The sequence below is a fragment of the Inquilinus sp. CA228 genome, assembly GCF_052078665.1.
Lineage (GTDB): Bacteria > Pseudomonadota > Alphaproteobacteria > DSM-16000 > Inquilinaceae > Inquilinus.
The window spans coordinates 77054-91923 of the sequence record NZ_JBQJIK010000005.1 but is presented as its reverse complement, the minus strand read 5'-3'; the positions used below and the strand labels follow the sequence as shown (position 1 = coordinate 91923).

Sequence of the window (14870 nt, the reverse complement as noted above, 5' to 3'; positions counted from 1 at the left end):
TTGTCTATCGCACCTTGAGATGCGAGAAATTTCGGACCGCATCGTAAAAATCGTTCTTAGTGATGGCCAACCACTTGAGATTGACTACCACTGCTGTTTGGCCGACATTTGCCGCACCATAGAATTTCTTTCCAACATGCTGCTTTAGATTTGCGCGTCCTGAATCCTTGATGATGAACTGGATCTGATGGACCCCAGGAGCACGCAGAGTGCGAACCGCCTCCACATCGCTCCACGGAACAGGCAAGCCATAGCGGACAAGAAACAATCCGGACCTCGACAACAATATCTCGCAATCATTCCGGGAAATTTTTTTATTCTTTGAAAGAAACAACCCCGCCAACCACAAAGACGCCAAAGACACCAAAAAACAGACTATCCAAGCCACTACAATGCTAGCGGGCCCCTTAGAAATTACAGAAGACGTCATATATATAGTTAGAAACAACAAAAGAGCTCCAAAAATTCCTATCACGACAAACTGGGTTTTCCTGAACCTTATTTTTACGACACCTTCATCCTGTCCCTGACGTCCCGAAGCCGACGCTGCAGGCGACGCTCCTGCCGGGCGAATATCGTGCCTTTCCATTTCAGTCATCGTCACTCTTTCCAGGACCATCAGGCACAGCTGAGGCGCGCCCAGGCAGATTGCAGGCGGGATAAGTTTCCTCTTCGTGGCCCTGGCGCCTGCAGGAGACTGGCCTTGCCGAGCGACTTCAGAAATATCGCTCTCGGCAGGAGCCTTGCTCCATCTGCACCAGGATAGTGATGGGAATGACGCTCAGCTCAAATCATCGCTTAACGAAATTACTTCTTTTGCCGATCGACCACACCCACCCGATCGGATCTTCATCCGCCGAAACCTGACCATCACCGGAACCGCCCCTCATCAATTTATGACAAATGCGCTTCTTGTTTCCTTCACCCGGCGCAGCCTGTCGTCGCTGCTTCTCCAACCCGGCTTCTAGGAAGATGAATAAGAGTTAATCTGAACCGGCGACCTTGCGCAAGCCACCCACGCAAATATTCCTGGCAACACCGGATACGGTTGCCTCAGGCGCTCCCGAGCCGCCTCCGCCGCCCTTGCCTCAAATGTCCGGCTTCACAATCCGCCCCTTTGCGGCTGATACTGGCGGCCTTCGAGGGAAACGACCACAACCCGCAACAGGGTGGGAACCCACAACAGGGTAGGCAGATGACCTGGATTCTTCGTTTCGCAGCGGCGGCGGCCGCTGTGCTGTCTGTTGCCGTTCCGGCCGGCGCTGCAGCGCTGGTCGAGACGCCGATGTATGAGCAGGATGTGGCGGCCGGCAAGCTGCCGCCGGTGGCCGAGCGCGTGCCGCAGGCGCCGCTGGTGGTCGACCTGGCGGCGGAGCGGAAGGAGCCCGGGAAACCGGGCGGCGAGATCGCCTGGATGGCCGGCCGCGCCCGCGACATCCGGATCATGAACACCTACAGCTACGCCCGGCTGGTCGGCTACGGCCCGGACTTCCAGCTGCATCCGGACATCCTGCAATCGGTCGATGTCGACGGCGAGAAGGTGTTCACCCTGCATCTGCGCCCGGGCCACAAATGGTCCGACGGCCAGCCCTTCACCAGCGACGACTTCCGCTACTTCTGGGAGGATGTGTCGCTGGACAAGGAGCTGATGCCCTACGGCCCGGATGCGCGCCTGCTGGTCGACGGCGAGCCGCCGAAGGTCGAGTTCCCGGATGCGCAGACCGTGCGCTATTCCTGGTCCAAGCCGAATCCGGACTTCCTGCCGTCGATCGCCGGGGCGACCCCGCTCTACATCTTCGCGCCGGCGCATTACCTGAAGCAGTTTCACAAGAAATACACCGACGCCGCGGCGCTCGACGCCCTGGTCAAGGAGGCCGGCGCCCGCAACTGGGTCGCCCTCTACACCCAGCGCAGCAAGCTGATCGATTCGGCCAATCCGGACCTGCCGGTGCTGGAGCCCTGGATCAACACCACCAAGGCCCCGGCGGAGCGCTTCGTCTTCGTGCGCAACCCCTATTACCACCGGGTCGATGGCCAGGGCCGGCAGCTGCCCTATCTCGACCGCGTCATCGTCAATGTCGTCGAAGGCTCGCTGATCCCGGCCAAGGCCGGCACGGGCGAGGCCGACCTGCAGGCCCGCGGCCTGCGCTTCGACAACATCAGCTTCCTCAAGGCCGGGGAGCAGGCGGGCGGCTACAAGGTCCGGCTGTGGCCGACGGCGCTCGGCTCCGAGGTCGCGCTGTACCCGAACCTGAACTGCAACGACCCCGACTGGCGGGCGCTGAACCGCGACGTCCGCTTCCGCCGCGCCCTGTCGCTCGCCATCGACCGCGACGAGATCAACCAGACCGTGTTCTTCGGCCAGGCCCGGCCGAGCCAGAACACGGTGCTGCCGGAATCGCCCTATTACGACGAGACGCTGGCCACGGAATGGGCCCAGCTCGACCTCGCCAAGGCCAACGCCCTGCTCGACGAGATCGGACTGACCAAGCGCGACGGCGACGGCATCCGGCTGATGCCGAACGGCAAGCGGCTGGAGATCGTGGTCGAGAGCGCCGGCGAGCGCAGCCTCGAGACCGACATCCTGCAGCTGGTCCGCGAGAGCTGGGCCAAGATCGGCGTCGCCCTGCACACCGCCCAGTCGCAGCGCGACGTGTTCCTGCAGCGGATCTTCGCCGGCGACACGGTGATGTCGGTGTGGATGGGTTGGGACAACGGCCTGATCACGTCGACGACGGTGCCGACGCAGCTGGCGCCGGTCGACCAGAACTGGCTGCAATACCCGAAATGGGGCCAGTATCTGCAGACCGGCGGCGGCGCCGGCGAGAAGCCGGATGTCGAATTCGGCCAGAAGCTGATGGCGCTGTACGATGAATGGCGCGGCACCACCGACGCGGCCCGCCGCGACGCCATCCTGCGCGAGATGATCAAGATCCAGGCCGACGAGGTGACCTCGATCGGCACGGTGCAGGGCGTGCTGCAGCCGGTCGTGGTCAAGGCCCGGCTGCACAACGTGCCGGAGAAGGGCATCTTCTCCTGGGACCCCGGCGCGCATTTCGGCGTCTACCGCCCCGACACCTTCTGGGTCGATCCGTCCTGACCCATCCGAAGCGCCCGGCCTTCTCGGCCGGGCGCTTTCGCTTCAGGCGGCCAGTCGCCGGCCGATGGCCAGGCAGGCCGCGCGGATGTCGTCGCGATCGGCGACCGGGCCGAAGCGCCCGACGAACTTGTCCACATCCATCGCGAAGGCATCGCGAATCGACGGATCGACGATGCTGAGGCTGCCGCGGCCGTAGCCTTCCAGGATCCACATCGCCAGCCAGCCGACCTCGAGCGCCACGCCGGAGCCGAGGTTGAACAGCCCGCCGGGGCGCGCCCGCACCACCTTGACCAGCGCCGCGGCGAACGCCTCGACCGGCAGGAAATCCTTCGGCGTGAAGGGACTGACGTCGTAGCGGATCACCCCCTCCTCGCGCAGCGACCGCAGCAAGAGGCCGAGGAAGGTGCGGCGGCCGGGCAGATCCTCGAAGCCGAAGATGTTGGACAGGCGCAGGATGGTGAGGTTGGGGCCGAACCGGTCCTGCAGCAGCTGTTCGGTCACCAGCTTGTTGCGGCCATAGGCGTCCTGCGGCGCCGGAGTCCGGGCCTCGACCAGCGGCGCGTCCCCGGCCGGGCCGTAGACCTTGCGGGTGCTGACCATCACCACATGCGCATCCGCCGGCATGCGGCCGTCGCCCTGCGCCCGGCCGATCGCCTCGGCCACGGTGCGGTCGCAGTCGAGCGCCGGGTCATAGGCCTCGCGCTGGTAGCGCGGGTCGATGGCGAAGTTGACGACGCAGCCGATGCCGTCGAAGGTCTCCGGCCGCGCCACATCGGCCCAGGCGGCGTGGCGGAGTCCGCCGGCGTCATGGGCTTCGACGAAGCTGCGGGCGAGAAAGCTCGCCCGCCCGATCACCAGAACGTCAGCCACCCATCACCCCCAGGCCTGACTTGATCTGCGGCGCTACTGCGCCCGCACCACGGCGGAGAGCGCCCGCCGCCAATCGGGCTGCGCCAGCCCGAACACCCGGTCGATCTTGCCGCAATCCAGCACCGAGTTCGACGGGCGCCGGGCCGGGGTCGGGTAGTCCGAGGTCGCGATCGCGTGCAACACCGGGGCGGTACCGCCCTTCTCGGCGAAGATCGCGGTGGCGAAACCGTGCCAGGTCGTGGCCGGGGCGCCGGCGAAGTGGAAGGTGCCCCAGCCATCGAAGCCCGGCGCCAGGGCTTGCTCGCGGATCGCCAGGATCGCCGCGGCGATGTCGGCCGCCGCGGTCGGACCGCCGCGCTGGTCGGCGACGATGCGCAGCTCCGGCCGCTCGGCGCCGACCCGCAGCATGGTGCGGACGAAGTTGCTGCCGTGGGCGGCGAAGACCCAGGCGGTGCGCAGGATGACGTGGCGCGGCAGCGCCGCCCGCACCGCCGCCTCCCCCGCCGCCTTGCTCTCGCCGTAGACCGAGAGCGGCGCGATCGGGTCGTCCTCGCGCCACGGCCGGTCGCCGTCGCCGCGGAAGACGTAGTCGGTCGAGATGTGCAGCAGGACGGCCCCCGTCTCGGCGCAGGCCCGGGCGATCACGCCGGGCCCGGTCGCGTTGACGGCGAAGGCCTGGTCGCGCTCGGTCTCGGCCTTGTCGACCGCGGTGTAGGCGGCACAGTTGGCGACGAAATCGGCGCCGCGCACGGCCTCGGCCACCGCAGCAGCGTCGGTGATGTCGACCTCCGGCCGCGCCAACGCCCGCACGGCGAGGCCCTGCGCCGCGGCCAGCCCGGCCAGCTCGCGTCCGACCTGGCCGCCGGCGCCGAAGACGACCAGCGTCATGCCGCGTGCCCGAGGCCGATGCGGCTGCGCTCACCGGCCCGTGCGCACCAGTCGCGGTTGGCGATGTACCAGGCGACGGTCTCGCGCAGCCCCTGCTCCAGGCTGTGCTGCGGCCGCCAGCCCAGCTCGGTCTCGGCCTTGGTCGGGTCGATGGCGTAGCGGGCGTCGTGGCCCGGCCGGTCGGTGACGTAGGTGATCAGGCTGTCATAGGGCTTCGCCGCCGGCTGCAGCTCGTCCAGGATGCGGCAGATCTGGCGCACCAGGTCGATGTTGGTGCGCTCCGACCGGCTGCCGATCAGATAGGTCTCGCCCGGGCGGCCCTTGGCGACGATCGCCCGCAGCCCGGCGGCGTGGTCGTCGACATGGATCCAGTCGCGGACATTCTCGCCCTTGCCGTAGATCGGCAGTTTCTTGCCCTCGAGCGCGTTGAGGGTGACGACCGGGATCAGCTTCTCCGGATACTGGTAGGGCCCGTAATTGTTCGAGCAGTTCGACACCATCACCGGCAGGCCGTAGGTGCGGTGCCAGGCTCGGGCCAAATGGTCGGAGCCGGCCTTGCTGGAGGAATAGGGCGAGTTCGGCTGGTACGGGCTGGTCTCGGAGAACAGGCCGGTGGCGTCGAGCTCGCCATAGACCTCGTCGGTCGAGACATGCAGGAAGCGGAAGCCGTTGCCCATGGGCAGGCCGCGCCAGTGCTCCAGCGCCGCGGCCAGCAGGCTGCCGGTGCCCATCACATTGGTGCGGACGAAGGCCAGCGGGTCGTCGATCGACCGGTCGACATGGCTCTCGGCCGCCAGGTGGTAGACGATGTCCGGCCGATGCTCGCCGAACAGGGCCCGCATGGCGTCGACATCGCAGATGTCGGCCCGGGCGAAGCGGTGCCGGCCGGTGGCGTCCAAACCCGCCAGATTGTCGAGGTTGCCGGCATAGGTCAGCTTGTCGATGGTGACGACGGTCTCGCCGTCGGCGACCAGCTGGCGGACCAGGGCCGAGCCGATGAAGCCGGCGCCGCCGGTGACGAAGATGGTCATGCTGCACCGTGATGGAAATGGGCGGGGGCGTCGGCGAGGCGCGGCCAGTTGCGGTCGCGGTCGTTGACGATCATCTCGGCCGGCGCGATCGGCCAGTCGATGCCCAGCGCCGGGTCGTCCCAGCGGAGGCCGCCCTCGGCCTGCGGGGCGTAGCCGGCGGTGACCTTGTAGACCACCTCGGTGTCGGGCTCGAGCGTGACGTAGCCATGGGCGAAGCCGACCGGGATCCAGATCCGCGAGGGCTCGGCCGCGGTCAGCGTCACCCCCACCCGCCGGCCGAAGGTGGGCGAGCCGCGGCGGATGTCGACCGCGACGTCGTAGATCGAGCCGCGCAGCACGCCGATCAGCTTGCCCTGGGCGTGCGGCGCGATCTGGTAGTGCAGGCCGCGCATGGTGCCGACGGCGGCGCTGCTGGCCTGGTTGTCCTGGACGAAAGTCATCGGCAGCCCGGCTTCGGTGAACTTCTGCAAGTTCCAGGTCTCGAAGAAGCGGCCACGCTCATCGCCGAACACGCGCAGCTTGATGAGCTTGACGTCCTCGATATCGGTACCAACCACCTGAACCAAGATACCCCCCACCCAGACGACGCGATGCCGAAGGCGCTGCAACCTAGTGCGGACGCCTGCCGTTGTCGACGATAGCTGATTCGTCCCCCCAAACGACCGGGCGGTTAAGGGACGAGACGATCCGGACGGAGGCTGCTACCGGACCTTCTCGACCGACGGCGGCATCAGCCCGGTCTCGGATCTGTCCCGCTTCGAGCCGTGCACCGTGTTCGATCTGCTGTTTACAATCTAGCGGCCACTGGTATCGTTCCGGGCAATCGGGTGGGAGGCTGAGCCACGTCCGGGTGGGAGGCTGAGCCACGTTGCGTCCGTCCTTTCCCTGTCATTGCCGGGCCTGACCTGCAAATCCAGAAGTCGACGGCCTCTGGATACCTGGGTCGAGCCTCGGCGTGGCAGTCAACAAGCAATGCTCCTTCAGCCGGTTGCTCTGGGTATCGTTTCCGAGATTCGAGGAATGGGGGATCGCAATATGATGAAACACAAACTCAAGGAAATGGCTCGATCGTCTCTGGTTCCGCTGCTGTATCGGTATCCACCGACGTGTCTGGCTCCGGAACGGCTGTATCTGTATCTGCATTACCTGATCGAATACAGAGACGTACCGGGAGACATCGTGGAAATCGGCTGCAATCTGGGCGGGACGGCAGCCGTGGCCCAAAATATGATCACGCGGCTGGGAATCAACAAAAAATATATCTGCTACGACACGTTCGACGGGTTCGTCGAGCAGCAGTTTTCCGACGACGTAGGGCGGGGAACGCCGACCGGCAACCGGCACATGTTCTCCGGCAGTTCGAAGCGGCTGGTCGCGAAGATCCTGCGGCGCCACAATGCCGGGGACGTCACGCTGATCCAGGGCGACATCACGACGATCCCGGACAGCAAGCTGCCGGCATCCTGCTCGGTCGTGCTGGCCGACGTCGACCTCGCGGAGCCGACCTATCACGCGCTGAAGCGCTTCTGGCCACGGCTTGCCCCGGGCGGCGCCATCCTGGTGGATGATTGCCCGGAAGGGAACGATTGGAAGGCCCGGATCGGCTACAGCCGATTCTGCCAGGAGGCCGGCCTGCCGGAGCAGTATCGCCACGGCATGGGCATACTGACCAGCGGCGCGACACATTGATCCTCCGATAGTCTGGCATCGGCTGCGGCGAGCAGAGCCAGGCCGTGTGCCGCTGCGCTCAGGGCATCGAGCCGGCGGCACCGCATCCGCCCGCCCGGCTTGCCGCAAAGGTGCTGCAACCTGGTGCGGACGCCTGCCGTTGTCGACGATAGCTGATTCGTCCCCCCAACGACCGGCCGCCCGTGCCGCTGCGACTCTGGCCCGGGCGTTCGGTCGCGGCATGGCGGCGTCGTGGCACAATCGCGGCCAGCCGGTGTTAAGGGACGAGACGATCCGGACGGAGGGTCCCGTGGCGACCGTTGCGCTGAGCTGCATTGAGACCGTCGCCGACCTGGCGGCGCTGGAGGGTTCCGGCGCCGCCCTGGTGCTCGGCTATCACCGGCCGGGCGACGGCGGCGGCGGCCAGTTCTATTGGGACGCCAAATCGGAAGCCCCGGAGGATGGCGGGCTGGCGTTCCGCGGCTCGGCATCGGCCGGCCGCTGGATCCGCCTGGCCAAAGGCGCCGTGGATGTCCGCTGGTTCGGCGCCCTGGGCGACGGCGCCACGGACGACACCGACGCGGTCCAGCGGGCGTTCGACACCAACCGGGCGATCTATCTGTCGAGCGGCACCTACCTGGTCGGCAATCTGCGCTTCGGCACCAACCAGACCGACGGCCAGCAGTCGATGCACGGCCCCGGCATCGAGGGCGACGGGCGCGGCTCCAGGCTGAAAGCCAAGCCGGGCACGCAGGGCTTCGTGCTCAACGCCCAGGCCACCGCCGGGCTGCTGCTGCGCGCCTTCGTGGTCGACGGCAACGGCCAGTGCGGCGGCATCGACACCGGCTGGCCGAAGGGCCTCGGCAAGGCCCAGATGAACCGCTACGAGAACATCTGGATCGAGAACTATGCCGGCCCCCTGGGGTGGCAGGCCCTGCACAACGAGGACAGCAGCTTCGTCGGCTGCGTCGTGGGGAGGCCGCAGCCGGCCGAGTCCGACGCCACCGCCATCAGCGCCTTCTGCCCCGGCGGGCCGGTCAGCTTCGACCGCTGCATCTGGTACGGCGCCAAGCTGGTGATCGACTGCCAGAATGCGCTCTTCAGCGCCTGCGGCGGCCACGGCATCGAGGTGCTCGGCCGTTCGATCAACCTGCTGTCCTTCAACGGCTGCTACCTCTACAGCAACGCCAAGTCGGGCCGGGTGGTCTGGACGGATCCGGCCAGCAAGGGCCACATCAACAACATCACCTCCCGCGGCAGCATATGGATCGCCACCGGCAAGGAGAGGGACGTGGCGATCTTCGGCGGGCGGTACTTCGCCGGGATCGATTCGACCGGAGACGAGTTCGTCACCGACGGCAAGGGCACGAAGGGCCGGGTTCTGGACGAAGACGTCGCCAATCATAGCGGCCAGTTCGTGGCCCGGGCCGATTTCCGGCACGTCACCTTCGGGCTGGAGCTGGCGATCACCGACCCCAGCTCCGGCGCGATGAAAGCCAGCTTCCAGAACTGCCGGGCGGGGGGTTTGAACGTTGCCGACCGGCTCTATATCGGCAATCCGTCGACCCAGCGGGTGCTGCTCGAGCCGAACGGCCTCGACGTCTCGAACGCCGCGACCCCGGACACCCGGTTCCGCATGTTCGACGAGACCCGGACGGTCGCCGGCGGTGAATGGCAGCCGGTGTTCGACCAGCCGATGACCCAGGGTAGCGGCCAGGTCTACATCGTCAGCCGGGCCGGCCAGGGCCCGGCGCTGCATGCCCGCCTCACCCGGGCCACGGGCGAGGAAAAGGCGGATCAGATGTCGGTGCTGCAGGACCAGAACGCCGCCGATGGCGGCAAGATCGAGATGCGCTGGCTGGCGGGCAAGAGCCCCGAATTCCGCGTCAACGGCACCGGCAAGATCGTGGTCGAGATCGTGTCGGAGAGCATGGGCCACTGACCCGCCGCGCCCGCCCGGTCGGTCAGCCGGCCCGGTACATCCATTCCAGCGTCTGGCGCAGCGACAGGGGCGGCAGCTCCCCGACCGTCGCGCGCAGCCGCTGCCCGTCGCCGCACACCCATTTCAGCTCATTGGCGCGGACCAGGGCCGGGTCCACTTCGACGGCGATCTCGTAGCCGGCGATCTCCGCCATCATCTGCAGGATCTCGGCCAGGGACCAGGCCCGGCCGGAGCAGATGTTGAACACGCCGTCCGCCACCTCGCTCGCCAACAGCCGCCGATAGGCCCAGGCCACCTGGCGGACATCGGAAAAGTCGCGCGAGACGTCGAGATTTCCGAGCCTGATGGTCGGCTCCCGTTTCCGGAAGTGGCTGACGATCTTGGGCAGCAGAAAGCTCTCGCCCTGCCCCACCCCGGTATAGTTGAACGGCCGCACGATGGTGACGGGCAGACGGTCGGCGAACATCGCCGCGACATGCTCCATCGCCATCTTGCTGATGCCGTAGTCGTTGGCGGGACGGAGCGGCACGGTCTCCGGCACCGGCGCGGCCGAGGCGGTGTTGCCGTAGACGCTGGCGCTGCTCGCCAGGATCACGGATTCGGGCTTCTCCTCGAGGTCCAGCAGGCTGGTCAGAAGGTTGCGGGTGCCGACGATATTCGCCCGGTAGATCGCATCGACATTGCTGTGGGCGACGAACGAGATCCCGGCCAGATGAACGACCTGCCGGGGCCGGACCTGCAGCACGAAGTCGCGCAGGGCCGATGCGTCGAGGATGTCGACGGCGGTCACGCTCACGCGATCATCGGCAGGCGCCTGGTGCCCGGTCCCGTGCACGGAATAGCCCGCCTGGAGGAGCTCGCCGACGACATGGTGTCCGGTGAAGCCGGACGCTCCGGTGACCAGGACGCGCCCGGCCGCCTCAGAATGTGACGCCACGTCGGTTCCTCTTCACATCCGCCTCAACCATCATCGAGCACAGCTCTTCGAGCGTCGTCCTGGGCTCCCAGCCGAGGTCCCGTTTCGCCCTCTCCGCATTGCCGATCAGCAGATCGACCTCGGCCGGGCGATGGACTTTGGGATTGACCCGGACCAGCAGCTTGCCGGTGTCCTGGCAGCGGCCGGTCTCCGCCTCGTTGGCACCGTCCCAGACCACGGTGGTGCCGACGGCCTTGAATGCCATCGTGGCGAAGTCGCGGACCGTCTCGGTGCGGTTCGTCGCCAGGACATAGGTGTCCGGCTGGTCGACCTGCAGCATCCGCCACATCCCGTCCACGTATTCCTTGGCAAACCCCCAATCCCGCTTGGCGTCGAGATTGCCGAGCTCGAGCACATCCAGCGTGCCGAGATGAATCTTCGCCACGGAATCGGAGATCTTGCGGGTCACGAATTCGAGACCACGGAGCGGCGATTCGTGATTGAAGAGAATCCCGCTGGTGCCGAACAGGCCATAGGATTCGCGGTAGTTGACCGTCATCCAATGCGCATAGAGCTTGGCGACACCGTAGGGGCTCCGCGGCCAGAACGGCGTCAGCTCATCCTGCGGCATGGCCTGCACCTTGCCGAACATCTCCGACGTGGAGGCCTGATAAAAGCGGATCTTCGGGTCGACGATGCGGATCGCCTCGAGCACATTGAGCGCACCGACGCCGGTGATCTCGGCCGTGGTGCGCGGCTGCGCGAACGACACGCCGACGAAGCTCTGGGCCGCGAGGTTGTAGACCTCCGACGGGCCGGCCTGCTCGATGAGGCGAACGATGCCTCCCAGATCGGTCAGATCGAACTCCACGAGATGCAGGTCGCGATGGCCGGCGATGCCGAGTTCCTCGATCCGCCAGAAGTTGGTCGAGCTGGTCCGCCGATAGGCTCCGTAGACGAGATAGTTCTTCTCCAGCAGAAGCTGGGCAAGATAGGCCCCGTCCTGGCCAGTGATACCGGTGATGAGCGCCGTCTTCATATCGTTCTGTCCCATCGCCTTTATATGTTGGCCCACGCAGCCGATGGCCTGCGATATACCGCAGGCATCGCCCCCACGGCGTCGCTGCGGACGAAAGCAAGCCGCCATGTCCGTTTATGGCGGGCGACCCCCCGTCCGTTTCGTATCCGATCCGGGCGACCATGCCTAGCAGCCTCGCCGCCGCAACTCTGCCCCGGAGTCCGGTGTAGACGGCTGCCCGACTTCGAATCGCGGGGCTCGGCCGGTGTCGGCCCGATTCCCCTGGGATTGGGAGCGGCCTTGGGCTACTGGGTCGTTCGATTGGACGGGAAACGACGGAGAGCATGTTGACAGCTGCGATCGACGACAGCGCCGTCGGGGGCCGCCCGGTGGTGGTGAACACCCGGATCCTGCGCGACAGCGTCACCGGGGCCCAGCGCTATCTGACCGAGCTCCTGGGCCGCGTCGGCCCCCATGACACGATCGCCCCACGAACCCCGGCGAAAGGGATGCTCGGCCATCTCTGGGAGCAGGGCCCGCTGGCGCTCCATCGCCGTGACGCGGTGCTGTGGAGCCCCGCCAACACCGGCCCGGTGATCCGGCGGCGGCAGGTGGTGTCGATCCTCGACATGTCGCCGGTCGATCATCCGGAATGGTTCACGCCGCGCTTTGCCGCCTGGTACAAGATGATCGTCACCTCGGTCGCCCGGCGGGCGGCGCGGGTGCTGACGGTGTCGCAGTTCTCGGCCGGCCGCATCGCCGAGCTGTCCGGCCGGCCGCTCGACCGGATCGACGTCGCCTATCCCGGCGTCGATCCGCGCTTCTTCAATGCCGCGCCCGGGGAGGCCCTGGCCCGCTACGATCTCGCCGGCCGGCCCTATGTGCTGATCATCGGCACCCTGGAGCCGCGCAAGAACCTGGAGCGGGCGATCGAGGCCTGGCGGCTGGCGCAGCCGAAGCTGGGTCGCGATGCGGTGCTGGCGATCGGCGGCGGCCTGAGCAACCCGCGCATCTTCAAGGACGCCGCGCTGGGGGCCGAGATCCCGAATGTCCGGCTGTTGGGCTACGTCGACGACGCCCTGCTGCCCGGCCTCTATGCCGGCGCATCGGCCTTCCTGTATCCGTCCGTGTACGAAGGGTTCGGCCTGCCGCCGCTCGAAGCGCTCGCGGCAGGGGCGCCCGTGGTGACCAGCCGCGACACCGTGATGGCCGAGATCGTCGGGCCGGCCGCCTTGCTGGTCGACCCGCATGATGCCGGCGCCATCGCCGACGGATTGGTCGAGGTGCTGCGCGGCCCGACGGCGGCCGTCGAGGCCCGGCGGGCGGCAGGGCTGGAGCGGGCGCGGGGCTTCACCTGGGACCGCTGCGCCGACGGCGTCAGGCGCGCCCTGCGGGCGGCGGCGGACGCGTAGGCGCCAGGAGCGTCGGCGTCAGGCGCTGCGCAACGCCTGACGCAGCATCCGCTTGGCCGCCTTCGCCGCCCGGAACGCCGGGAAACAGTGGGTGACCAGGAAGAGCTTGGGATTGGCCCAGGCGCGGCGCCGGGCCATCTTCGGAACCGAGCGCAGCTCGGGATGGTCGAGCGGAAACTCGCCCGAGCGCATCATGCCCATCGTGATGCCCAGGAGGCGCGTCTTGAAGCGGCGCAGGTTCCGGCGCGTCTCGGGCTTCAGTCCGGCGTTGTCGATGAGGCCCTGCATCGCCGCCATCGAGCGGATATAGCCGATGACATGGCGTTCGGTCAGCTTGCTGGACGAGATCGAGTTCTGCCGGATGCGCCAGAGGTAGAAATCGCGGCTGCTGAGATAGGTCGGCCCCGCCTTCATGAACAGCCGCGGCGTGTATTCGACATCCTCATGCAGGATCGGCAGGAACTTGATGCCGTTGTCGCGGGAGACCGAGCGGCGATGGATATGCAGCCAGGCCATCGCATAGAAACTGCGCCGCCGGTACAGGGCATTGAAGGCGTCCTCGCCGCTCGGGAACGGACCTTCGAGGCCAAGGTTGTAGCGGACCGCGACCGAATTCGCCGCATCCTGCGCCGGGCCGGTGAAGGAGAACGTCGAGAAGCAGAACAGGTCGATCTCCGGATGCCGGCTGTGCACCTCGTAGAAGGATCGGACGAAATCCGGGTCCAGCACGTCATCCGAGTCGAGATAGTAGATGAAGTCGCCGGTGGCGACCGCGACCCCGTTGTTGCGGGCTTCGCCCAGGCCGCAATTCCTGGTGTGCAGGATCCTGACGTTCGGGATATGGCCGTACAGCCGGTCGACGAGCCGCCCGCTCCCGTCCGTCGAGCCGTCGTCGACGATGATGATCTCATGCACCGGGGCGGTCTGCCGGAGCAGCGAATCGACCGCCTCCTGGACGTAGTCTTCGACGTTGTAGGTCGGGATGATGACCGACAGCTTGGGCGTTGAGACCTGCATCATTTCCCGCCTCTAGGCCGCAAACAGCTCGCAATCGTCGACGCGGCTGGTCCACGCCTCGAAATAGGTCGAGTTCTTGCCGTAGGAATTGTCGAGCAGGACCGTCTTCATGCCCAGCAGGCAGGCCAGGATGTGGCCGTGCATGCGCGACGTCACGATCCGGTCATAGGCCAGGATCCGGTCGATCGACTTCGCCACCATGCGGTCGGTGTAGCCGTACCAGAAGCGCTCGACCGGAACCAGCTTGCGGCCGGTCACCCCGTTGACCTGGTCCGTCCGGCGGGTCAGCAGGTTGACCATCCGATCCTGACGGGTGGTGAAGTCCGACCAGTCGAGCGGCTGGTCGATCTGGCCCCGGAACATCTCGGGGACGGCGACCGTCTCCTCGTCCCGGCGCATCATCCACATCGTGCCGCCGCCGGTGGCGCCGGGCGCCTTCCGCGGCAGCTTCCCCCACAGGAAATGCGCCATGTCCGGGCACAGCTCGGTGTTGTTCGAGAATTCGCTCCGGAAGACGTCGTAGGTCCGCTGGTCCCGCGCCAGGAAGTGCAGGTCCTTGTGCCGCGACATGACCTCGGCGGCTTGGCGCATCCGGGCCGGCTCGCTGAAATGCATGGTCTGCGGAAAGATCACGATCCGGTGATCGCGATAATGGTTGATGATCTTTTCCCGCAGAAGCTGGTGCGGATAGTAGATGTCGCCGAAATTGCCGCCGCCATGCAGCACGATCGTGACATCCTTCGGCACCACCGGGAAGTTGCGCTCGTGCCACGGAAAGCCGAAATACGAGTAACGCCGGGTCACGTCGTACCGCCGATCCGCAAAGAATGCCTCAGTCCCCTTGAGGATCAGAAGATCCCCAACATTGAAGTGCAGTGGATAGTCGATATATAGGATTCGACTACCGGGCTTTATATATTGATCAATGACAGAAAGGCGGTTCTTCAGATAATCCATGCCGTGCATCTTGCACCACGCCTTCCGAGCTTGAGAGACTCGCCCTATTGA

The 14870-nt window shown here is 66.4% G+C and carries 13 protein-coding genes; 4 read left to right on the top strand and 9 right to left on the bottom strand.

What is annotated here, in order from left to right:
- Positions 1-4 precede the first annotated feature (4 nt).
- On the bottom strand, positions 5-598 hold the full coding sequence (locus ACTOWL_RS03705) for a hypothetical protein (protein WP_441319838.1): 594 nt from the start codon (positions 596-598) through the stop codon (positions 5-7).
- A 597-nt stretch (positions 599-1195) separates the two neighbouring features.
- On the opposite strand from ACTOWL_RS03705, the gene ACTOWL_RS03700 reads away from it, so the two are divergent.
- Positions 1196-3100: an ABC transporter substrate-binding protein gene (locus ACTOWL_RS03700; protein WP_441319837.1), complete on the top strand. Its 1905-nt coding sequence runs from the start codon at positions 1196-1198 to the stop codon at positions 3098-3100.
- Between the two features lie 42 nt (positions 3101-3142).
- On the opposite strand, the gene ACTOWL_RS03695 is transcribed toward ACTOWL_RS03700, so the two are convergent.
- Genes ACTOWL_RS03695 through rfbC form a run of 4 tightly spaced genes read right to left on the bottom strand, consistent with a single transcriptional unit; the run spans position 3143 to position 6446 of the window.
- A complete protein-coding gene (locus ACTOWL_RS03695; RefSeq protein WP_441319836.1) occupies positions 3143-3970 on the bottom strand; it encodes an NAD-dependent epimerase/dehydratase family protein in 828 nt (275 codons plus the stop codon).
- 33 nt (positions 3971-4003) lie between these two features.
- On the bottom strand, positions 4004-4858 hold the full coding sequence (gene rfbD, locus ACTOWL_RS03690; RefSeq protein WP_441319835.1) for a dTDP-4-dehydrorhamnose reductase: 855 nt from the start codon (positions 4856-4858) through the stop codon (positions 4004-4006).
- Positions 4855-5889 carry a dTDP-glucose 4,6-dehydratase gene (gene rfbB, locus ACTOWL_RS03685; protein ID WP_441319834.1) on the bottom strand — a complete coding sequence of 345 codons (1035 nt, stop codon included), beginning with the start codon at positions 5887-5889 and terminating at the stop codon, positions 4855-4857. Before rfbB ends, rfbD begins: the two co-directional genes overlap by 4 nt.
- A complete protein-coding gene (rfbC, locus tag ACTOWL_RS03680) occupies positions 5886-6446 on the bottom strand; it encodes a dTDP-4-dehydrorhamnose 3,5-epimerase (RefSeq protein WP_441319884.1) in 561 nt (186 codons plus the stop codon). The genes rfbB and rfbC overlap by 4 nt, the downstream gene beginning before the upstream one ends.
- A 478-nt stretch (positions 6447-6924) precedes the next feature.
- Between rfbC and ACTOWL_RS03675 the strand changes: the two genes are divergently transcribed.
- Together ACTOWL_RS03675 and ACTOWL_RS03670 are read left to right on the top strand one after the other, a co-directional pair.
- Positions 6925-7578, top strand: a complete 654-nt coding sequence (locus tag ACTOWL_RS03675) for a class I SAM-dependent methyltransferase (RefSeq protein WP_441319833.1) — start codon at positions 6925-6927, stop codon at positions 7576-7578.
- 289 nt (positions 7579-7867) lie between these two features.
- Entirely contained in the window at positions 7868-9499 is a 1632-nt protein-coding gene (locus tag ACTOWL_RS03670; protein ID WP_441319832.1) for a glycosyl hydrolase family 28-related protein, read from the top strand.
- A 22-nt stretch (positions 9500-9521) separates the two neighbouring features.
- On the opposite strand, the gene ACTOWL_RS03665 is transcribed toward ACTOWL_RS03670, so the two are convergent.
- Both ACTOWL_RS03665 and gmd read right to left on the bottom strand, forming a co-directional pair.
- The gene (locus ACTOWL_RS03665; protein WP_441319831.1) at positions 9522-10436 is read right to left on the bottom strand and encodes an NAD-dependent epimerase/dehydratase family protein; all 915 of its coding nucleotides are present in this window, start codon (positions 10434-10436) and stop codon (positions 9522-9524) included.
- Entirely contained in the window at positions 10420-11454 is a 1035-nt protein-coding gene (gene gmd, locus ACTOWL_RS03660) for a GDP-mannose 4,6-dehydratase (protein ID WP_441319830.1), read from the bottom strand. Before gmd ends, ACTOWL_RS03665 begins: the two co-directional genes overlap by 17 nt.
- A gap of 323 nt (positions 11455-11777) precedes the next feature.
- Here gmd and ACTOWL_RS03655 point away from each other — a divergent pair, with 323 nt between their 5' ends.
- Positions 11778-12845, top strand: coding sequence for a glycosyltransferase family 4 protein (locus tag ACTOWL_RS03655; protein WP_441319829.1), 1068 nt, complete (start codon positions 11778-11780; stop codon positions 12843-12845).
- Positions 12846-12863: 18 nt separating this feature from the next.
- Here ACTOWL_RS03655 and ACTOWL_RS03650 read toward each other — a convergent pair whose 3' ends face one another.
- Both ACTOWL_RS03650 and ACTOWL_RS03645 read right to left on the bottom strand, forming a co-directional pair.
- Complete coding sequence (locus ACTOWL_RS03650) at positions 12864-13865, bottom strand: glycosyltransferase (protein WP_441319828.1); 1002 nt, start codon at positions 13863-13865, stop codon at positions 12864-12866.
- Positions 13866-13874: 9 nt separating this feature from the next.
- Positions 13875-14819: a polysaccharide pyruvyl transferase family protein gene (locus ACTOWL_RS03645; RefSeq protein WP_441319827.1), complete on the bottom strand. Its 945-nt coding sequence runs from the start codon at positions 14817-14819 to the stop codon at positions 13875-13877.
- Positions 14820-14870 lie beyond the last annotated feature (51 nt).

Excerpts from the sequence above, each read along its gene's own strand:
- ACTOWL_RS03705 (WP_441319838.1), bottom strand. The coding sequence starts at position 598 with ATGACTGAAATGGAAAGGCACGATATTCGCCCGGCAGGAGCGTCGCCT.
- ACTOWL_RS03700 (WP_441319837.1), top strand. The coding sequence starts at position 1,196 with ATGACCTGGATTCTTCGTTTCGCAGCGGCGGCGGCCGCTGTGCTGTCT.
- rfbD (WP_441319835.1), bottom strand. The coding sequence starts at position 4,858 with ATGACGCTGGTCGTCTTCGGCGCCGGCGGCCAGGTCGGACGCGAGCTG.
- rfbB (WP_441319834.1), bottom strand. The coding sequence starts at position 5,889 with ATGACCATCTTCGTCACCGGCGGCGCCGGCTTCATCGGCTCGGCCCTG.
- ACTOWL_RS03675 (WP_441319833.1), top strand. The coding sequence starts at position 6,925 with ATGATGAAACACAAACTCAAGGAAATGGCTCGATCGTCTCTGGTTCCG.
- gmd (WP_441319830.1), bottom strand. The coding sequence starts at position 11,454 with ATGAAGACGGCGCTCATCACCGGTATCACTGGCCAGGACGGGGCCTAT.
- ACTOWL_RS03655 (WP_441319829.1), top strand. The coding sequence starts at position 11,778 with ATGTTGACAGCTGCGATCGACGACAGCGCCGTCGGGGGCCGCCCGGTG.
- ACTOWL_RS03650 (WP_441319828.1), bottom strand. The coding sequence starts at position 13,865 with ATGATGCAGGTCTCAACGCCCAAGCTGTCGGTCATCATCCCGACCTAC.
- ACTOWL_RS03645 (WP_441319827.1), bottom strand. The coding sequence starts at position 14,819 with ATGGATTATCTGAAGAACCGCCTTTCTGTCATTGATCAATATATAAAG.